This window comes from uncultured Sphingomonas sp. (genome assembly GCF_913062585.1).
Classification (GTDB): domain Bacteria; phylum Pseudomonadota; class Alphaproteobacteria; order Sphingomonadales; family Sphingomonadaceae; genus Sphingomonas.
Genome location: NZ_CAJXWX010000001.1, coordinates 175182 through 193972 on the forward strand (window position 1 = coordinate 175182; position 18791 = coordinate 193972).

17 protein-coding genes are annotated in these 18791 nt (G+C 67.8%); 7 read left to right on the forward strand and 10 right to left on the reverse strand.

Annotated features, from left to right (window positions below):
* Positions 1-128: 128 nt before the first annotated feature.
* Complete coding sequence (locus QZ546_RS00755) at positions 129-1328, reverse strand: pyridoxal phosphate-dependent aminotransferase (RefSeq protein ID WP_294233142.1); 1200 nt, start codon at positions 1326-1328, stop codon at positions 129-131.
* 54 nt (positions 1329-1382) lie between these two features.
* Positions 1383-3131, reverse strand: coding sequence for an aminodeoxychorismate synthase component I (gene pabB / locus QZ546_RS00760; protein WP_294233146.1), 1749 nt, complete (start codon positions 3129-3131; stop codon positions 1383-1385).
* An 82-nt stretch (positions 3132-3213) separates the two neighbouring features.
* Here pabB and QZ546_RS00765 point away from each other — a divergent pair, with 82 nt between their 5' ends.
* Positions 3214-3888, forward strand: coding sequence for an MBL fold metallo-hydrolase (locus tag QZ546_RS00765; protein ID WP_294233150.1), 675 nt, complete (start codon positions 3214-3216; stop codon positions 3886-3888).
* 177 nt (positions 3889-4065) lie between these two features.
* Here the strand turns inward: QZ546_RS00765 and QZ546_RS00770 are convergent, their stop codons facing one another.
* Together QZ546_RS00770 and QZ546_RS00775 are read right to left on the reverse strand one after the other, a co-directional pair.
* A complete protein-coding gene (locus QZ546_RS00770) occupies positions 4066-5706 on the reverse strand; it encodes a M28 family metallopeptidase (RefSeq protein WP_294233152.1) in 1641 nt (546 codons plus the stop codon).
* On the reverse strand, positions 5706-6140 hold the full coding sequence (locus QZ546_RS00775) for an MAPEG family protein (protein WP_294233154.1): 435 nt from the start codon (positions 6138-6140) through the stop codon (positions 5706-5708). Before QZ546_RS00775 ends, QZ546_RS00770 begins: the two co-directional genes overlap by 1 nt.
* A gap of 206 nt (positions 6141-6346) precedes the next feature.
* Here QZ546_RS00775 and rpmF point away from each other — a divergent pair, with 206 nt between their 5' ends.
* The 5 genes from rpmF to QZ546_RS00800 all read left to right on the forward strand — a co-directional run bounded on the left by rpmF (position 6347) and on the right by QZ546_RS00800 (position 9296).
* Complete coding sequence (gene rpmF / locus QZ546_RS00780) at positions 6347-6526, forward strand: 50S ribosomal protein L32 (RefSeq protein WP_042488281.1); 180 nt, start codon at positions 6347-6349, stop codon at positions 6524-6526.
* Between the two features lie 37 nt (positions 6527-6563).
* Positions 6564-7592, forward strand: a complete 1029-nt coding sequence (gene plsX / locus QZ546_RS00785) for a phosphate acyltransferase PlsX (RefSeq protein WP_294233157.1) — start codon at positions 6564-6566, stop codon at positions 7590-7592.
* Entirely contained in the window at positions 7589-8557 is a 969-nt protein-coding gene (locus tag QZ546_RS00790) for a beta-ketoacyl-ACP synthase III (protein WP_294233160.1), read from the forward strand. The genes plsX and QZ546_RS00790 overlap by 4 nt, the downstream gene beginning before the upstream one ends.
* 90 nt (positions 8558-8647) lie before the next feature.
* Positions 8648-8947 (forward strand): integration host factor subunit alpha, encoded by a 300-nt coding sequence (locus tag QZ546_RS00795; RefSeq protein ID WP_294233163.1) that lies wholly within the window; start codon positions 8648-8650, stop codon positions 8945-8947.
* Positions 8931-9296 (forward strand): MerR family transcriptional regulator, encoded by a 366-nt coding sequence (locus QZ546_RS00800; protein ID WP_294233166.1) that lies wholly within the window; start codon positions 8931-8933, stop codon positions 9294-9296. The genes QZ546_RS00795 and QZ546_RS00800 overlap by 17 nt, the downstream gene beginning before the upstream one ends.
* A 113-nt stretch (positions 9297-9409) precedes the next feature.
* Here QZ546_RS00800 and QZ546_RS00805 read toward each other — a convergent pair whose 3' ends face one another.
* The 5 genes from QZ546_RS00805 to pheS form a co-directional block, all read right to left on the reverse strand.
* Complete coding sequence (locus tag QZ546_RS00805) at positions 9410-9922, reverse strand: hypothetical protein (RefSeq protein WP_294233169.1); 513 nt, start codon at positions 9920-9922, stop codon at positions 9410-9412.
* 59 nt (positions 9923-9981) lie between these two features.
* Positions 9982-11508 (reverse strand): peptide chain release factor 3, encoded by a 1527-nt coding sequence (locus tag QZ546_RS00810; protein WP_294233172.1) that lies wholly within the window; start codon positions 11506-11508, stop codon positions 9982-9984.
* A gap of 175 nt (positions 11509-11683) precedes the next feature.
* A complete protein-coding gene (locus tag QZ546_RS00815; RefSeq protein ID WP_294233175.1) occupies positions 11684-12565 on the reverse strand; it encodes an aldose 1-epimerase family protein in 882 nt (293 codons plus the stop codon).
* On the reverse strand, positions 12558-14921 hold the full coding sequence (pheT, locus tag QZ546_RS00820) for a phenylalanine--tRNA ligase subunit beta (protein ID WP_294233177.1): 2364 nt from the start codon (positions 14919-14921) through the stop codon (positions 12558-12560). Before pheT ends, QZ546_RS00815 begins: the two co-directional genes overlap by 8 nt.
* Entirely contained in the window at positions 14918-15994 is a 1077-nt protein-coding gene (gene pheS / locus QZ546_RS00825; RefSeq protein ID WP_294233705.1) for a phenylalanine--tRNA ligase subunit alpha, read from the reverse strand. The genes pheT and pheS overlap by 4 nt, the downstream gene beginning before the upstream one ends.
* A 272-nt stretch (positions 15995-16266) precedes the next feature.
* Here pheS and QZ546_RS00830 point away from each other — a divergent pair, with 272 nt between their 5' ends.
* Entirely contained in the window at positions 16267-17412 is a 1146-nt protein-coding gene (locus tag QZ546_RS00830; RefSeq protein WP_294233179.1) for a GGDEF domain-containing protein, read from the forward strand.
* Between the two features lie 61 nt (positions 17413-17473).
* On the opposite strand, the gene QZ546_RS00835 is transcribed toward QZ546_RS00830, so the two are convergent.
* Complete coding sequence (locus QZ546_RS00835) at positions 17474-18685, reverse strand: LL-diaminopimelate aminotransferase (protein WP_294233182.1); 1212 nt, start codon at positions 18683-18685, stop codon at positions 17474-17476.
* Positions 18686-18791: the final 106 nt, after the last annotated feature.

Consider the following 18791-nt stretch of genomic DNA (forward strand, 5'->3'; position numbering starts at 1 on the left):
GGCACGTGGACGTGTCGTTCATGCCACAGTTAAGCCATATTGCTGCGGCGCACAGGCGCCTATGAAAAAGCCAGCCGGTCCAGGGCCTTGCCCGGACCTGCTGGCGTTCACACCAGAAACGGCGGAAATTATTTCAGCGCGGCACAGGCCGTCTGGATGCGGGTGCACGCTTCCTTCAGCAGCGCATCGGAGGTCGCATAGCTGATTCGCATCGCGGGCGAGAGGCCGAACGCCGCACCCTGCACCGCCGCCACCTTCGCATCGTCAAGCAGATAGCCGACAAACGCCTCGTCGCTGTCGATCAGACGCCCCGAGGGCGTGGTCTTGCCGATCAGCGGCGCAAAGGACGGATAGACATAGAAGGCGCCTTCGGGCGTCGGGCAGGTCATGCCCTCGATGTCGTTGAGCATCGAGACGACCATGTCGCGCCGCCCCTGGAACGCCAGGTTGCGCTCGGCGAGGAAGCCCTGGTCGCCGGTCAGCGCCGCGGTCGCCGCCGCCTGCGCGATCGAACAGGGGTTGGAGGTCGACTGCGACTGGAGCTTGGCGATCGCCTTGATGAGCCAGGGCGCGCCGCCCGCATAGCCGATGCGCCAGCCGGTCATCGCATAGGCCTTGGAACAGCCGTTCACGGTCAGCGTGCGCTCGTACAGCTCGGGGCAGACCTGCGCGATGGTGGCGAAGCGGAAGCCGTCATAGACGATATGCTCGTACATATCGTCGGCGAAGACCCAGACCTGCGGATGGCGCAGGATCACCTCGCCCAGCGCCTTCAGCTCGTCGGCGGTATAGCCAGCCCCCGTCGGGTTGGACGGCGAGTTGAGGATGACCCACTTGGTCTTGGGCGTGATCGCGGCGTCGAGCGCTTCCGGGGTCAGCTTGTACCCCTGTTCCGGCCCCGCCTTGACGATCACCGGCACGCCGCCCGCGAACTGGACGACGTCCGGATAGCTGACCCAGTAAGGCGCGGGGATGACGACCTCGTCGCCCGCGTCGATCGTCGCGACCATCGCGTTGAACAGGGTGTGCTTGCCACCGACATTCACGCTGATCTGATCGGCCTTGTAGGTCAGGCCGTTGTCGCGTGCGAACTTCTCGGCGATCGCGGCCTTCAGCTCGGGCGTGCCGTCGACATTGGTGTATTTCGTCTTGCCGTCGCGGATCGCCTGGATAGCGGCCTCTTTCACGAAGTCCGGCGTGTCGAAATCGGGCTCGCCCGCGCCCAGCCCGATCACGTCGACACCGGCACGCTTCAGCTCCATCACGCGGCTGGTGATGGCGAGCGTGGGGGACGGGCTGATACGGCCGAGCGCGGCGGAGGGCTGCATGGAACGGAACCTTTGCGTCAGGAGAATGCGCGTGGCCCTTAGCCGGTCAGCGCCTCAATCCGCAACCATCCGTGCACGAAACAATCCGCGCAGCGCATTGCCAAGCAAGAATCCGTCGTGGAGGTCGGCGCGGGTCAGTACCGCCTCGACCGCCTGGCCGCTCTCGATCAGATGGCCGCGCAGCACGCCGGGGAGCAGGCCCTGTGCCAATGGCGGGGTCAGCAGCACGCCGTCGCGCTCGACGAACAGCGAGGTATAGCTGCCCTCGGTCAGCTTGCCGTCCGGGCCCTCGAACACCACCTCGGCCGTGCCCGCCTCCGCGCGCGCCGCATCGTAGAAGCCGCGCGCGCTGGTCTTGTGGCGCAGGCGTAGATCGTCGGGGAAGACGGGCAAGGGCACGACGCGCACCGGCACGACATCGTCAAAGGGCTCCGGCCTCGGCCCCACCTCGACCACCACCGCGCCGCTGCGTGCGAGCAGCAACCGGACGCGGCGGGCATCGCGCAGGCGGAAGGTCGCCGCCTGTAACTCGTTGCGTGCATGATGGCGGTCGAAGTGGAAGCCCAGCGCCGTCGCACTTGCCTTCATCCGCGCGAGATGCGCCTCCAGATGCTGGATGCCCTCCAGCGGATCGAAGGCCATGGTCTCGATCAGGTCGAAGGCGGGCCGTCCGCCGTCCAGGAATGCGCCCTTGGCCAGGCACTCGTCCCACTCGTCCTCTGCGACCGAGTCGGCGACCACGCCCGACCCCAGGCCCAGCGCCGCCCGAGCGCTGCCGACCGGCCAGGTCAGCGTACGGATCGCGACGTTGAACATCGCATCGCCATCGGCGTCCAACCGTCCGATCGCCCCGGTATAGAGGCCGCGCGGCGAATCCTCGATCTCGGCGATCGCCTGCATCGCGCGGATCTTGGGCGCGCCGGTGATCGAGCCGCAGGGAAAGAGCGCGGCCAGCACATCCACCGCGTCGCGCCCCTCGGCCAGATCGGCGGTGACGGTCGACACCATCTGATGCACGGTCGGATAGGGCTCGACCGCGAAGAGTTCGGGAACCGCGACGCTGCCCGCCCGTGCGACGCGCGACAGGTCGTTGCGCATCAGGTCCACGATCATCAGATTCTCGGCGCGCTGCTTCGGGTCGTCGCGCAAAGCCTGCGCCGCACGGGCGTCGGCGGCGAGGTCGCTCTCACGCCGCGCGGTGCCCTTCATCGGTTTCGCGGTCAGGCGGCCGCCCTCCAGCGCGAAGAACAGCTCGGGCGACAGCGACAGGATCACCGTCTCGCCCGTCGCGACGACTGCGCCCCAGCCCGCCTTGGACCGCGCCCGCAGACCCGCATAGAGCGCCAGCGGATCGCCCGCGACCGGCACCGCCGCGCGGAACGTCTGGTTGACCTGATACAGGTCGCCCGCCGCGATCAGCGCCTGGACGGCGGCGAATTGCGCGGCATGGCGCTCGGGGTCGACCTCGGGCACCAGATCGCCGACCCAACCGCCCGCCGGATCGGGCAGCAGCGTCCCGGGGTCGACGATGGCATAGTCCGCGAACAAACCGAACCACAGCAGCGGACCATCGACGGCACGCGCGGGCACGCCGGGTTGGAACGCCGCCCCGGCTTCATAGGCAAGATAACCGACCGCGTGCAGCCCTTCGCCCCGCGCCCGGCGCAGCCGCTCCAGCGCGGGAGCGACCTCCTCCAGCCGGTGGGCGACGACGGTGTCGACCGGCCGCGTATAGAGACGCGCCGCCGCCCCCCCGTCACGGGCATCGTCGAGCAGGACGAAAGGAGGGGTGGAAGGCGACATGAACCACGACCCATGCACGGCGTGCAGGGGCGGTTGCAAGTATCGATTGGCCGATCCTATCCCAGCCCTTATCTCCGGGCGCATGACCGAGACCAGCCAGACCCCGCCCTTGCGCGCCGCGATCGTGCCCGTGACCCCGCTCCAGCAGAATTGCTCGATCGTCTGGTGCACCGCGACGATGAAGGCGGCGGTGGTCGATCCCGGCGGCGACCTGCCGCGTATCCAGGACGCGATCGCCAAGACGGGCGTGACGGTGGAAAAGATCCTGCTGACCCATGGCCATATCGACCATGCGGGCGGGGCCAAGGCGCTGTCCGACGCGCTGGGCGTCCCCGTCGAAGGGCCGCAGGAAGAGGATCGCTTCTGGCTGGCGCGGCTGGACGAGGACGGGCAGGCTTACGGCATTCCCGCCCAGGTGCTGGAGCCGACCCGCTGGCTGTCGGAGGGCGACACGGTGACGATCGGCGACCTGACGCTCGACGTGTACGAGACGCCGGGACATACGCGCGGCCATGTGATCTTCCACCATGCGCCGTCGCATTTCGCGCTGGTCGGCGATGTGCTGTTCCAGGGGTCGGTCGGGCGGTCGGACCTGCCCGGCGGGGATCACGATACGCTGATCCGCTCGATCGTCGAGAAGCTCTGGCCGCTGGGCAACGACACCGCCTTCATCCCCGGCCACGGCCAGCCCAGCACCTTCGGCCATGAGCGGCAGAGCAATGCGTTCGTCGCGGACCGGGTCTTGGGTCTGGGGTGAGGTCGGGGCGTCGCCCCCTTGTCATTCCTCCCCTGGAAGGGGAGGTGTCAGTCCATCAGACTGACGGAGGGGTGTCCACGCCAGCGGTGACCCCCCTCCACCAGCTTCGCTGGTCCCCCTCCCCTTGCAGGGGAGGATTTGCGGCGGCTCGCTCTGACTATCGAACGGTCTTGGCGACTATCGCCGCGCGGACGCCGACTCGCCCCGAATCGCCTTGAACTCCGAGCCCGAACGCCATTCCGGCCAGTCCCGCCCATCGGCCAGGTCGCGCCCGATTTGGTAGAACAGATCGACATCCGCTGCCGCCCCGCGCAAATCCCAGTTCGCATCCCAGGCGTCGCAGGTCTGGTGATAGCAGCGCATATAATCGTCGAGCCATTTCTGCCCCGCCGGACGGCCGCCGTCGACCAGATCGGGCGCACCGCTGATCGCCATCAGCAGCAATGTCGGCACACCGCGTCGCGCCACCGAGAAATGGTCGGCGCGGTAGAACAGCCCGCGTTCCGGCAGAGCCTCGGGCGTCACCGTGCGCCCTTGGGCGGCAGCGGCGGCCTTCAACCGGTCCTCCAGATCGTTCTGCCCATCCCCGACCAGCATCACGTCCCGCGACGGTCCCGCCGTCTGGAGGATGTCGAGCGTCAGGTTCGCGACCGTCTTCGCCAGCGGATAGACCGGCTTGACCGCATAGGTCTCCGACCCGAGCAGCCCGCGCTCCTCGCCGGTCCACAGTGCGAAGACCAGGCTGCGGTCGGTCGGCGGCGCGGCCTTGAACGCACGTGCCAGCTCCAGCACGCCCGCCACGCCCAGCGCATCGTCGTTCGCGCCGGGGCGGATCACCCGACCCTGCGCATCCGCCTTGCCCTTGCCGTAGGCATCCCAATGCGCGCCGAACATCACGACCTCGTCGGGGTGCGTCTTGCCGGGCAGTTTCGCCAGCACGTTGCGGCTCTCGGCGCGCACCGTCGTCACGGGCAGGTCGGCGGAAAAGGCCTGTCCCTTGAGCGCCACCGGACGGAAATCGGCACGCCGCGCGGCCTTGCGCTGCTGGGCCAGGTCCAGCCCGGCGGCGGCGAAGAGCTTCGTCGCCGACTCGCCCGACAGCCAGCCCTGAAGCAGGATGCGCGAGGTCGGGTCGGCGCGCACGATATCGTAATTCTCGCCCGCCGGGGCCGTGACCGTCGCCCAGCCATAGCCCGCACCCGGCGTATCATGGACGATCAGCGCGCCGATCGCGCCCTGCCGCGCGGCTTCCTCGTACTTGTAGGTCCAGCGGCCATAATAGGTCATGCGCCGGTCGCCGAACTTGCCCTTGGCATCGTCGTCCGCCACCGCCTCGAAATCGGGATCGTTGACCAGGAAGACGGCGATCTTGCCCTTCAGGTCGACGCCCTTGAAATCGTCCCAGCCCCGCTCGGGCGCATGGACGCCGTAACCGACAAAGACCATGGGTGCGTCCTTGATCGCCACCCGGTCGACCGGCCGCACGGTCGAGACATAGACGCCCTGCCCCTGGACCAGCGGCATCGCGCCCGCCTGCATCGTCCCCTGCCCGATCTGGGTCCGGATCAGCGGCACGGCTTGCGTCCACTGGCCGTCGGGCCCGCCGGGTTGCAGGCCCATCGCCTTGAGCTGCGCGACCAGCCAGTCGATCGTCTTCGCCTCGCCGGGCGTACCAGGCGCGCGGCCTTCGAACGAGTCGGAGGCCAGCGTCTTCACATCCGCCGACAGTCGCTCAGGCGAGATGGGGGGCGAAATGAGATCGGGCGCGGCGGCGGTCAGCAGGGCGGCCGCCAGGGCAAGCAGGGGCAGGCGAATCATCAGCGGTCGATCCTTAAAATGGTGGTGGTCGCCACGGGTACGACCGGATGGGTATAGACGATGCCGATCGCCCAGCCTGCCAACAAGGCCGATATGGCCCAGGTTCCGATCGCACCGCCCGCACGGCCGATATTGGGCGCGGGCCGCATCATGCCCCAGCCATGGCCGATCCGCGCCAGGATGAAGGCGCCGCCCAGCACCCACAGCCAGAAGGACGATCCCCCCGCCAGTTCGATCAACCCCATCAGGATCAGGACGAACGGCGCATATTCGACGAAATTGGCCTGGGCGCGCATACCCGCCCCGAGTCGCGAATCGCCCCCGTCACCGATCAGGATCTTGCCGCGCACCCGCCCGACCACGATTCGCAGCGCGAGCCACAGATTGACGAGCGCGGCCGCCGCCGCGATGCTGAGCGTGACAGGCAAGACCATAAGCGGACATTTTCTCCGGAAATTGCGCGATGGTCGGAAGTGCCATTCCGCGGCCACGCTTGCAACATCGGCAAAACTCGCTATAGGCGCGGGGCTTCGCGATGCGTCCGGCTGGGTGCTCACGCGGCCGGGTCCTTCGATCCGGGCGCGCAATGGGTGCTGACCGTGGCGTATTCCACCCATTGTTCGATTGATAAGGTGCCGCAATGGCCGTCCCCAAGAGAAAGACTTCGCCCTCCAAGCGCGGCATGCGCCGTGGCCACGACTCGCTGACCGTCGCGGCATTCCAGGAATGCCCGAACTGCGGCGAGCTGAAGCGTCCGCACAATCTGTGCACCGCCTGCGGCCATTATAACGGCCGTGAGGTCGTGTCGGTCGAGGGCTGATCCCTCTACCCGTACTGATTGACCGTTAGAGGAACGCATGGCCGATAACGCCTGGATCGCCGTCGATGCGATGGGCGGCGACGACGGGCTGGCCGTGATGCTGGCCGGTGTCGCCAGGGCGCGACGCCGCTTTGAGGGCATGCGCTTTTTCCTGGTCGGGGACGAGGCGCAGATCGCGGAGGGGCTGAAAGCCCATCCCAACCTGTCCGCCGCGTCCGAAATCGTCCACGCGCCCGAGATCGTCGGTTCGAGCGAAAAGCCGAGCCAGGCGATCCGGCGCGCGCGCGTCACCTCGATGGGCATCGCCATCGACCTGGTGAAGCAGAAGCGCGCCGCCGCCATGGTGTCGTCGGGCAATACCGGCGCGCTGATGGCGATGGCCAAGCTGTCGCTTCGCACCCTGCCCGGCATCGACCGGCCCGCGCTGGCCGCCCCGCTGCCGACGCTGGGCGACAATGACGTCGTCATGCTCGACCTGGGCGCCAATACCGAGTGCGATGCGCGCAACCTCGTCCAGTTCGCGGTGATGGGCGCGGCCTATGCCCGCATCCTGCTCGAACTCGATAATCCGCGTGTCGCGCTGCTCAATATCGGGTCCGAGGATCAGAAGGGCACCGACGAGATTCGCGACGCGGCCGCCGTGCTGCGCGGACAAAATCACCTGCCGCTGAACTTCACCGGCTTTATCGAGGGCAACCAGATCGCCCGTGGTGATGTCGATGTGATCGTGTGCGACGGCTTTGCCGGCAATATCGCGCTGAAGACCGCCGAGGGCACCGCTCGCTTTGTCGGCGACCTGCTGAAGCGCGCCTTCCGCTCCTCGACCCGGTCGAAGATCGGCTTCCTGATCTCGCGCCCCGCCACCCAGCTGCTGCGCGACCATCTCGATCCCAACAACCATAACGGCGCGGTCTTTCTGGGCCTGAACGGCGTGGTGGTGAAGAGCCATGGCAGCGCCAACGAGCTGGGGGTCGCCACCGCGATCGGCAACGCCGCCAAGATGGTGCGCGCCGACCTGACCCGGCGTATCGCCGAGGACCTCCTGAACTTCGAGGATGCCGCATGATTCGTTCGATCGTCACGGGTACGGGCTCGGCGCTTCCAACCCGGCGGGTGTCGAACGAGGAACTGGCGCAAGAGGTGGACACGTCCGACGAATGGATCGTCGAGCGCACCGGCATCCGCTTCCGCCATATCGCTGGCCCTGAAGAAACCACCGCGACGCTGGCCGCCGACGCCGCCAAGGCCGCGATCGCCGCCGCCGGGCTGTCGGCGCAGGATATCGACCTGATCGTGCTGGCGACCGCCACGCCCGACCAGACCTTCCCGGCGACCGCGACCAAGGTGCAGGCGATGCTGGGCATCGACGACTGCGTCGCGTTCGACGTCGCCGCCGTCTGTTCGGGCTTCCTCTATGCCGTGCAGGTCGCCGATGCGATGCTGCGCTCGGGCGTGCAGCGCCGGGCGCTGGTGATCGGCGCCGAGACGTTCAGCCGCATCCTCGACTGGGAGGATCGCACCACCTGCGTCCTGTTCGGCGACGGCGCGGGCGCGATGGTGCTGGAGGCGCGCGAGAGCGACGATGCGGCCGGTCGCGGCATCCTGGCGACGAAGCTGCACGCCGATGGCCGCCACAACGGCCTGCTCTATGTCGATGGCGGCCCTTCGACCACCGGTACCGTCGGCAAGCTGCGCATGAAGGGGCGCGAAGTGTTCCGCCATGCCGTCGTCAACCTGGCGCAGGTGATGGAGGAGTCGCTGGGCCTGGCGGGCCTGAGCGCGCAGGATGTCGACTGGGTCGTGCCGCATCAGGCCAATGCCCGCATCCTGGATGCGACCGCACGCAAACTGAACCTGGCGCCGGAGAAGGTCGTCGTGACGGTCGACCGCCACGCCAACACTTCCGCCGCTTCGGTTCCTTTGGCGCTGGACACGGCAGTGCGCGACGGGCGCATCCGGGAAAACCAGGTCATCGTTCTGGAAGCGATGGGCGGCGGCTTCACCTGGGGCGCTGCGGTCATCCGTTTTTGAAACAATCGATTGAGTTTAACCGAGATAAATCCCTTCCGGTCCCAATCGGCGATGTGTTAATCGCCACTCTGTACACCATTGGGGGATGGAATGACCAAAGCCGGAACGTTGACGCGCGCTGACCTTGCCGAATCTCTGCATCAGGAAGTGGGCCTTTCCCGGTCCGATTCCGCCGAAATCGTCGAACAGATCCTCGTCGAAATGTGCGAAGCGCTGGCGCTTGGCGAAAACGTCAAGATTTCCGGCTTCGGAACCTTCGTGCTGCGCGACAAGGGCGAGCGGATCGGCCGCAATCCCAAGACCGGGATCGAGGTGCCGATCGCACCGCGCCGCGTCCTGACCTTCCGCGCCAGCCAGATGATGCGCGATCGTATTGTCGCAGCGGGATAGACCTTCTCGTCCATCAGACGGCGGCAAGGCCGATGGTGCGCTACGCACCATCGGCGAGGTTTCGCACGAGACCGGGGTGGCGCAGCATGTGCTGCGATACTGGGAAGGCCGCTTTCCCCAGCTGAAGCCGGTCACGCGTGCGGGCAATCGCCGCTATTACCGCCCGGAGGACCTGGCGCTGATCCGGCGGATCGACCAGCTGCTCAACCGGCAGGGTTACACCGTGCGCGGCGTCCAGCAGCTTCTGGAGAGCGAGTCGCGGGGAAAGAACGACCCGGCTGCGATGCTGCGCGCCATTCGCGATTCGCTGGCCGAGGGGCTGGCCTGGGACGACCGGGCCGAGCGTTAGGCGTCGGGGCGTGGCCTTCGACTTCGCTCAGGCTGAACGGCATTTAGGGATAGGATCTTTTCCCATCACCCGCTCAGGCTGAGCGAAGTCGAAGCCCACGCCCCGAACCCCGATCAGGCAGGCTGAACCACCTCACCCAGCAGCAGATCGCGACACGCCCGGTTATAGGCGTGCGCCCGCCACCAGAACCATCCGCCATTGCCGACACCCCAGGCCGCCACACCCAGCGCCGCCCAGGGCACCGCGCGCGCGGCACGGCCACCCCGCGCCGCGATTCGGCCGGCGGCGAGACCACCCTTGCCGATGCGCCGCGCGGTCTTGGCGAGCTTCCCCGCCGCCCGCGCCTGCGACAACAGGCCAGCGCCGCCGCGCAGGTCGCCCAGGATCGCCGCCGGACCGACAAAGCCCTTCAGCTTGGCCGCAATCTCCTGCGCCTCGATCGCCATGCCGGGCTCCAGCTGGCGGCGCTGCGCGCCGGTCAGGCCATAGGCGTCGGCGATCGCGTCGATCGTCTCGGCCAGGCTCTCGGTGCCGATGGTCAGCGCCTTGGCCCCCGCTTTCAGCGCGCGGCGGCGGATCAGCTTTTCATTGGCCTCGAAGGTGGCGTCGATCGTCGCGCGGTCCATGGGGTGTCCCTGTTCGTTCATCGCCCCATGAAGCCGCGAAACGGCCCTGGGGTTCCGTGTCAGCGCTCGCGCGTGGCGAGGAAACGGACCTTGGGATAGCGATCGGCGACATAGCCGACTTCCCACGCGCTCTTGGCGAGGAAGACGGGGTTGTCGTCCCGGTCCTTGGCCATGGCCGCGCGGTTCAGGTCCATGAACGCCTTAAGGTCGGCGGGGTCCTCGGCGGTGATCCAGCGCGCGGTGTCGAACGGCGCGGGCTCCAGCCCGGCCGCGACCTTATATTCCGCATCCAGCCGCGACAGCAGTACGTCGAGCTGGAGCTGCCCGACGACGCCGATGATCCAGTTCGACCCGATCTCGGGATAGAAGACCTGGGTCACGCCCTCCTCGGCCATATCGTCCAGGGCCTTGCGCAGCTGCTTGGTCTTGGTCGGATCCTTCAGGGCGACGCGGCGCAGGATTTCGGGGGCGAAATTGGGCAGGCCGGTGAAGCGCACGTCCGCCCGCTCCGACAGCGTGTCGCCCACACGGAGCGTGCCGTGATTGGGGATGCCGATGATGTCCCCCGGAAACGCCTCGTCCGCGACTTCGCGATTCTGCGCGAAGAACAGGATCGGCGAATGGACCGCGATCGGCTTGCCATGGCCTGTTGGGGTCAGCTTCATGCCGCGCTTGAAGGTGCCCGAGCACAGCCGCATGAACGCGATGCGGTCGCGATGCTGCGGGTCCATATTCGCCTGCACCTTGAACACGAAGCCGGTGACTTCCTTATTCTCCGGCGACACCGGCGCAGGCTCGGCCGGCTGCGGGCGGGGCGGCGGCGCATGGCGGCTGAGCGCGTCGATCAGCTCGGCGACGCCGAAGTCCTTCAGCGCGGAGCCGAAATAGACCGGTGTCAGGTCGCCGTTGCGATACGCCTCGCCATCGAACGCGGCATAGCCCGCCTGCGCCAGCTCGACCTCCTCGGCGATCTCGGCGGGCAGGGTCGGCGCCTCGTCCACCTTGCCCAGGAATGCGCGGCTGTCGCCCTCGGGACGGCTGACCTTGCCGGTGGTCAGGTCGAGAATGCCCTCGAACAGCCCGCCCATGCCGACCGGCCAGCTCATCGGCGCGACGTCGAGCGCCAGGATGTCGGCGATCTCGTCGAGCAGCTCGAAGGGCGGACGGCCCTCGCGATCCACCTTGTTGACGAAGGTGATGATCGGCACCGAGCGCAGACGGCACACCTCGAAGAGTTTGCGCGTCTGCGCCTCGATACCGCGCGCCGCGTCGATGACCATCACGGCCGAGTCGACCGCGGTCAGGGTGCGATACGTGTCCTCCGAGAAATCCTCGTGGCCCGGCGTGTCGAGCAGGTTGAAGGTCACGCCGTCCTTCTCGAACGTCATGACCGACGACGTGACCGAGATGCCGCGCTGCTGCTCGATCTTCATCCAGTCCGAGCGCGCGCGCCGGTTCTGGCCCCGCGCCTTGACCTCGCCCGCCAAGTGGATCGCGCCGCCGAAATAAAGCAGCTTTTCGGTCAGTGTCGTCTTGCCGGCGTCAGGGTGCGAGATGATCGCGAAGGTACGGCGGGGGGAAGTCATGGGCGGCTCTGTCGAATAGGGAATTGGCGCATCCGAGCGCCCGAGATGATCCGCCTGTTACAGCAAATTGTGGCACAAGACAGGCCCCGGATTTTGGGGGCCGATCATGCCGAACGTCATACATGCCCCCCACCCCGGCGGAGGCCGGGGTGGGATGGAAGGAAGGGCGGAGTCCTTACCCCGCCAGCGTCACCGTCATCTGCATGACCTTCTCACCCCCGACCGGCACGACGAATACGCCGGGCTTGTCGGTGAAGTCGCCGTCGAACCCTTCGGGGTCGGCGATGCCGTGCCAGGGCTCGACACAGACATAGGCGGCCCCCGGCTTGGTCCATATGCCGAGCTTGGGCGTGTCGGGGAAGGCGATGCGGAGTTGCGGCGCGCTATCGACGCCGTAGGTCAGCGACTGGCTCTCGACCGGGTCCCAGACCAACGCGTCGTCGGTGAACAGGTCGTCGGCCAGGTGCAGCACCCGGCCGTCGAGCGGGCTGTCGCGGCGATCCTCGGCGATCAGGCCATCGGGCGCGATCTTGCGCAGGCGGGCGGGCTCGTCCTTCTCGAAGAGGATGCGGTGGTCGGCCCGCGCCTCGCCATAGGGCAGCGGCCAGGCGAAGGCGGGGTGGAAGCCGAAGCTGGCAGGCATGGGTTCCTCGCCGCGGTTGAGGACGCGGATTTCCATCACCAGCGTCGCCTCTTCCAGCCGGAACTCCGCCTCCAGCCGGAAGGCGAAGGGATAGGAGGTTCGTGTCGCCTCGCTATCGCCCAGCGAGAAGACCGCGCGGGTGGCCTCATGCGTCACCAGCTCGAACATCGAATGGCGGGCGAAACCGTGCTTGGCCATCGGATAATGCTGGCCGTTCAGGCGGATGCCGTCGCGGGTCACGCCGATGACCGGGAACAGCAGGGGCGCGCGGCCGGTCCAGAAAGCCGGGTCCGCATTGGTCATCAGCTCGCGACCCTCGGCGTCCTGCAACGACGACAGCTCGGCGCCGAACGGATTGATCGCCGCCGACAGATGGCCATTGCCGATGCGGACCCAGTTTTCCTCATTAGCCACGAAGTTGCGCTCCCTGCTTGGCGGCCGCCGCGACGATCTTGTCGGCGATGGCCTTCAGCTCCTCGTCGGTGAAGCTCTTCTGCGAAGGCTGCAGCAGCACCTCGACCGCGACCGACTTGTGGCCCTCGGGCACGCCCTGTCCGGCGAACACGTCGAACACGCGCGCGGCGGTGATCGCGGCCTTGTCCGCACCCCGCACCGCGCGGATCAGCATGTCGGCCGCGAGCGTGTCGGGCACCAGGAAGGCGAAGTCGCGGCGGACCGATTGCAGCGCGGGCGGCGTATAGGCCGGGCGCATGAAGCCGGTCGCGCGCTTGGGCGGGATCGCGTCGAGATACAGCTCCACCGCCGCCACCGCGCCGTCGAGGTCGAACGCCTTGAGCACCGAGGGGTGGACCATGCCGAACGCCGCCAGCACCGTCTTCGGGCCGAGGCGCAGCGTGCCCGACTGGCCGGGATGCCAGGCGTCGCCCGCCTCGCCCATCACCTGCAAATTATCCACAGGGGCCCCTGCCTGGGCGAGCAGCGCGATCGCCTCGGCCTTGGCGTCGTACGCGTCGAAGCCCTGCGCCTTGCCCGAGCGCCAGTTGCGGGGGCTCTTGTCGCCCGCCAGCACCACGCCCAGCGTCGGCCGCTCGGCCTCTTCTAGATAGCGGCGGCCGATCTCGAACAGGCGGACGGTGCCCGCGCCGCGCTTGATGTTGCGCTCGGTCGCGGCGAGCAGGCCGGGGAGGAGCGAGGGCCGCATGACCTTCAGATCCTCGCTGATCGGGTTGGCCAGCGTGAAGGCACCGCCGCCGAAGGGCGCGGCCTGCGCCTCGCTGATGAAGCTCCACGTCACCGCCTCGTCCAGGCCACGCGCGGCGGCGGCGCGGCGGGCGCGGCGCTCCAGCTTCTGCTGCGGCGTGGCGGTGGGACGCGCGACGCCGGGCGCGCGGGGGAGTGCCACCGGGGGAACATGGTCGATCCCCTCGATGCGGATGACTTCCTCGACCAGATCGGCGGGGCCGTCAATGTCGCGGCGCCAGCTCGGCGCAGTGACCTGCCAGTCGGCGGTGACAGTGAAGCCCAGCGACTCGAGGATCGCCTTCTGCCGCGCCGGTTCGACGGCGAGGCCGCCGAGCGTTTCCGCCAGATTCGGGTCATAGGCAATGGTCTTGCCCACGACCGGCGGCTGGCCCGCGCGCGTCACGCTGCTCGCCTTGCCTCCGCAGATGTGCAGGACCAGGGAGGTCGCGATGGCGAGGCCGTCATCCAGGAACGCCGGGTCCACCCCGCGCTCGAACCGCTGGCGCGCGTCGGAGGTCAGGCCCAGCTTCTGGCCGGTCCGCGCGATCGCCTCGGGCGCGAAATAGGCGCATTCGATGATGACATCGGTGGTCGTCTCCGACACGCCCGAATGCTCACCGCCCATGATGCCGCCGATATCGTGCACCGCCGCTTCATCAGCGATGACGGTCATGCCCTCGGACAGCGTGTAGGTCTTGCCGTTCAGCGCCTCGACCTTCTCGCCGTCCCTGGCCTTGCGCGCGACCAGACCGCCTGACAGCTTGGCCTTGTCATAGACGTGCAAAGGGCGGCCGAGATCGACCGTCATATAATTGGTGATGTCGACCAGTGCCGAAATCGGCTTCTGCCCGATCGCGGTGAGGCGCTGGCGCATCCATTCGGGGGCCTCGCCATTGGTCAGGCCCGACACGCCCTGCGCATAGAAGGCCGGGCAGCCCTCGGCATCCTCGATCCGCACATCGGGACCAGCGCCCTCGCCCGCGACCGACGGCACGGTCGGCGCGATCAGCGTGCCCAGCCCTGCGGCGGCGAGATCGCGCGCGATGCCGTGGACCCCCATGCAGTCTTGGCGATTCGGCGTGATCGACACGTCGATGACCGGATCGTTCAGGCCCGCATAATCGGGGAAGGACGTGCCCACCACCGCATCCTCGGGCAGTTCGATGATGCCGTCATGGCCCTCGCCGATCTGCAACTCGCGCGCCGAGCACATCATGCCGTTCGACTCGACGCCGCGAATGGCGGCGACCTTCAACGTCACGTCGAGGCCGGGGACATAGGCCCCCGGCGCGCCGAACACGCCGACCAGCCCTGCGCGCGCATTGGGCGCGCCGCACACGACCTGCATCGGGCCGTCGCCCGCATCGACCGACAGCACCTGAAGCTTGTCGGCCTGCGGATGCCGCTCCGCCGACAGGATGCGCGCGACGCGGAACGAGGCCAGCGCCTCGCCCGGATTATGCACGCTCTCGACCTCCAGGCCGATACGGGTCAGCCCCTCGACAATGGCATCGAGCGAGGCGTCGGTGTCCAGATGGCTCTTCAGCCAGCCCAGGGTGAACTTCATGCGCCGACTCCTCCCGACAGCGTGGGTACGTCGAGGCTCGCGAACCCGTAATGCTTCAACCAGCGGATATCGCCGTCGAAGAAGGCGCGCAGATCGTCCATCCCGTATTTCAGCATGGCGAGGCGATCGATGCCGCAACCAAAGGCGAAGCCCTGCCACTCGTTCGGATCAAGCCCGCACGCCGCGATGACCTTGGGGTGGACCATGCCGCTGCCCAGCACTTCCATCCAGCCGCCGCCGGACCCGCCGATGACGCGCTTGCCCTTTTCGATGGTGTAGCCGACATCGACCTCGGCCGAGGGTTCGGTGAAGGGGAAATAGCTGGGGCGCAGGCGCAGGACGATGTCGTCGCGCTCGAAGAACGCCTTGAGGAAGGTCTCCAGCGTCCATTTGAGATGGCCGAGCGTGATGCCCTTGTCGATCACCAGCCCCTCGACCTGGTGGAACATCGGCGTGTGGGTCGCGTCCGAGTCGGAGCGATAGGTGCGGCCCGGCGCGATGATGCGGATCGGCGGCTTGCTGTCCAGCATGGTGCGGATCTGCACCGGCGAGGTGTGGGTGCGCAGCACGCGGCGCACCGTCCGCTCGTCGCCGCCCACCTCGACACCGGCCAGATAGAAGGTGTCGTGCATCGCGCGCGCCGGATGCGTCTCCGGAATGTTGAGCGCGGTGAAATTATGCCAGTCGGTCTCGACCTCCGGGCCGGTCGCCACCGCGAAGCCCAGATCGGCGAAGATCTCGGCCAGTTCGTCCATCACCTGGCTGACCGGGTGGACGGTGCCGAAACCGCTGGTATCGACCGGCAGGGTCATGTCCAGCCGTTCGGACGACAGGCGTGCGTCGAGCGCCGCCTGCTCCAGCGCGGCCTTGCGCGCGGTCAGCGCCTCGGTCACGGCCTCGCGCAGGCCATGGATGCGCGGCCCCTCGACCTGGCGTTCCTCGGGGCTCATCTTGCCCAGCGTCTTGAGCAGCTGGGTGATGCGGCCCTGCTTGCCCAGCGCATCGACGCGCACCGTCTCCAGCGCGTCCAGCGCGGGCGCGGCGGCGATGGCGGCCAGCAGATGCTCGCGCATATGGTCTGTTTCGTTGCTCACTCTTCACTCCGTCGGCCGCTGCGCCCGCTCCAAAGGGAGCGGCCCGTGCCGGTTGGCGGTACGCCATCGCCGTAGCGGCTAGGGGCGGCCCGGATCAATCCTTCAGGAAAGCGCAACCCGATTTCGCCATCCGGAGCAACGGGCGTGGGATAATTTATTCAGGCAATGCAAGAAAACTGAAACCTATCCCAAGTTAGGGCCGCGTCAGTCGGCTCCGGGGGAGGCATACCGGCAGAAGCAGGGCCCGAACCATGGTCATACTCGATATCGTCAGCTTGCAGGTCGTGGCGGCGCTGGGCAGCATCCTGTCCGGCCTGATTCACTTCTTTCCGGGCATGACCAGCCGCGAACCCGGCCGCTGGCCTTATTGGTGGGGGGCGGGCAAGGTCCTGATCGGCGTGACCAACGGCCTGGGGCTGCATTTCGACGGCACCCGGCTGTCGCTGCCCGAACGCCTGACCGATCTGATCCTGCTGCTCGGCCTTTGCCTGTGCATCCACGGCCTGACCATTTTCGCGCGCCGCCGCCCGCCACTGCCGATCAACGCGATATTGCTGGGCATGCTCGCCCTGACCATCGTGCTGCTCCTGTTCGGGAGCCGTGACGTGCGGCTGCCGGTCATGGTGCTGGGCGGCACGCGGACCTTGTTCAACTTCACCGCCGCATGGCTGCTCTTTCACATCGCCCGGACCGAGGGGTTGCGCACCGCCTGGATCATGGGCGTGTTGTTCGCCGCCACGTTCCCGCTGTTCCTCGCGCGAACCGCGCTGGTCCTGATCGCGCTGGGCGACCCCGTTTGGCAGGACGTCGCCCAGCGGACCGCCGATTGGAGCGTCGGCATCGCGATCATCCTGGTATCGCTCTGTCATTTCGCGCTGCTGCTGATCGACGCAGAGCGGGTCCAGGCGTCGCTGGCGCGACAGGCCGGGCGCGATCACCTGACCGGTGCGCTCAACCGTTTCGGGCTGGGGCAGATCGAACGCACGCTGGCGGGAACGGTCACGCTGCTGCTGATCGACATCGACCGGTTCAAGGCGCTGAACGACAGCCAGGGGCACGGCGCGGGCGACACGGTGCTGCGCCTGCTCGCCGATCTGGCGCAGCGCGAGATCGGCGAGCGCGGAATGCTGGTCCGGATCGGCGGCGACGAGTTCCTGTGCGTGCTGCCCGGGTGCGACGAGGTGACGGCGAACAGGATCGCGTCGGGATTGTCCGACCGTTTCGACCGCGCGGTCGCGGCGCTGGTCGACGGACCATGCCATCCGGGGCTGAGCATCGGCCTGGCACGCGGCCCGGTCACGCCGTCGCTGGACGCGCTGATCGCCCAGGCCGACGGCGCGATGTACACGATCAAGCGCCAGCGCCAGTCGCGAGGGCTGCCCGCCAAGGCGGCGTAAGGGCGTCCGACCGGCGTCCCGGAGCCAGGGGACGGCGGCACGCGCCACCGCCCCTGTTTCCTCACCCCGCCTTGGTCGAACCCGGCGTGTTGACGCCCATCGACTGGAGGTAACGCTTGACGTTGCGCGCCGCCTGGCGGAGCCGCTGTTCGTTCTCGACCAGCGCGATGCGCACGAAGCCCTCGCCATTCTCGCCGTAACCGACGCCCGGCGCGACCGCGACCTTGGCCTCGGTCAGGAGTTGCTTGGAAAATTCCAGGCTTCCCAGATGCGCCAGCGCGGGCGGCAGCGGCGCCCAGGCGAACATAGAGGCCTTCGGGCTGGGAATATCCCACCCCGCCCGGCCGAAGCTCTCGACCAGCACGTCGCGGCGCTTGTGGTAAAGCTGGCGGTTCTTCTCGACGATATCCTGCGGCCCGTTGAGCGCGGCGCAGGCCGCCGCCTGGATCGGCGTGAAGGCGCCGTAATCCAGATACGACTTCACCCGCGTCATCGCCGCGATCAGCTTCCGGTTGCCGACCGCGAAACCGATTCGCCAGCCCGCCATCGAATAGGTCTTGGACAGCGAGGTGAACTCGACCGCGACGTCCTTGCCACCCTTCACCTGCAGGATCGAAGGCGTCGGATTGCCGTCATAATAAAGCTCGGAATAGGCGAGGTCGCTCAGCACCCACAGCTCATGCTTCTTCGCGAACGCCACGAGCCGCTCGTAAAAGGCCAGGTCCACCGTCTCGGCGGTCGGGTTGGAGGGATAGTTGACCACCAGTACCGAGGGGCGCGGCACGGTGAAGTGCATCGCCCGCTCCAGGCTCTCGAAATAGGCCTCGTCCGGCGTCGTCGGCACCGCGCGGATCGTCGCGCCCGCGATGATGAAGCCGAAGGTGTGGATCGGATAGGAGGGGTTGGGCGCCAGGATCACGTCGCCCGGCGCGGTGATCGCGGTGGCGAGCGACGCCAAGCCTTCCTTCGAGCCCATGGTGACGACCACCTCGGTCTCGGGATCGAGATCGACGCCGAAGCGGCGGCCATAATAATTGGCCTGGGCGCGGCGCAGGCCGGGAATCCCCTTGGACTGGGAATAGCCGTGCGCGTCGGGCTTCTTGGCCACCTCGACCAGCTTGTCGAGCACATGGTCGGGCGGCGGCAGGTCGGGATTGCCCATGCCCAGGTCGATAATGTCCTCGCCGCCCGCGCGCGCCGCCGCCCGCATCGCGTTGACTTCGGCGATGACATAGGGCGGCAGGCGCTTGATGCGGTAGAACTCTTCGGACATGGGTCCCTCTGTGTAACGATTTGGGACCCGGACCTTAGCGGCTTTCGTTTCCCGACGCGACCCGACATGATGACGCAATATCCTGACGCCAACACGGCGCGCGACG

What these genes read in the sequence shown, in the direction of transcription:
- QZ546_RS00790 (WP_294233160.1), top strand. Translation starts at nt 7,589, where the DNA reads ATGATTCGTTCGATCGTCACGGGTACGGGCTCGGCGCTTCCAACCCGG.
- rpmF (WP_042488281.1), top strand. Translation starts at nt 6,347, where the DNA reads ATGGCCGTCCCCAAGAGAAAGACTTCGCCCTCCAAGCGCGGCATGCGC.
- QZ546_RS00835 (WP_294233182.1), bottom strand. Translation starts at nt 18,685, where the DNA reads ATGTCCGAAGAGTTCTACCGCATCAAGCGCCTGCCGCCCTATGTCATC.
- QZ546_RS00770 (WP_294233152.1), bottom strand. Translation starts at nt 5,706, where the DNA reads ATGATTCGCCTGCCCCTGCTTGCCCTGGCGGCCGCCCTGCTGACCGCC.
- pheS (WP_294233705.1), bottom strand. Translation starts at nt 15,994, where the DNA reads ATGCGCGAGCATCTGCTGGCCGCCATCGCCGCCGCGCCCGCGCTGGAC.
- QZ546_RS00810 (WP_294233172.1), bottom strand. Translation starts at nt 11,508, where the DNA reads ATGACTTCCCCCCGCCGTACCTTCGCGATCATCTCGCACCCTGACGCC.
- pheT (WP_294233177.1), bottom strand. Translation starts at nt 14,921, where the DNA reads ATGAAGTTCACCCTGGGCTGGCTGAAGAGCCATCTGGACACCGACGCC.
- QZ546_RS00765 (WP_294233150.1), top strand. Translation starts at nt 3,214, where the DNA reads ATGACCGAGACCAGCCAGACCCCGCCCTTGCGCGCCGCGATCGTGCCC.
- QZ546_RS00775 (WP_294233154.1), bottom strand. Translation starts at nt 6,140, where the DNA reads ATGGTCTTGCCTGTCACGCTCAGCATCGCGGCGGCGGCCGCGCTCGTC.
- plsX (WP_294233157.1), top strand. Translation starts at nt 6,564, where the DNA reads ATGGCCGATAACGCCTGGATCGCCGTCGATGCGATGGGCGGCGACGAC.
- QZ546_RS00795 (WP_294233163.1), top strand. Translation starts at nt 8,648, where the DNA reads ATGACCAAAGCCGGAACGTTGACGCGCGCTGACCTTGCCGAATCTCTG.
- QZ546_RS00805 (WP_294233169.1), bottom strand. Translation starts at nt 9,922, where the DNA reads ATGGACCGCGCGACGATCGACGCCACCTTCGAGGCCAATGAAAAGCTG.
- QZ546_RS00830 (WP_294233179.1), top strand. Translation starts at nt 16,267, where the DNA reads ATGGTCATACTCGATATCGTCAGCTTGCAGGTCGTGGCGGCGCTGGGC.
- QZ546_RS00755 (WP_294233142.1), bottom strand. Translation starts at nt 1,328, where the DNA reads ATGCAGCCCTCCGCCGCGCTCGGCCGTATCAGCCCGTCCCCCACGCTC.
- pabB (WP_294233146.1), bottom strand. Translation starts at nt 3,131, where the DNA reads ATGTCGCCTTCCACCCCTCCTTTCGTCCTGCTCGACGATGCCCGTGAC.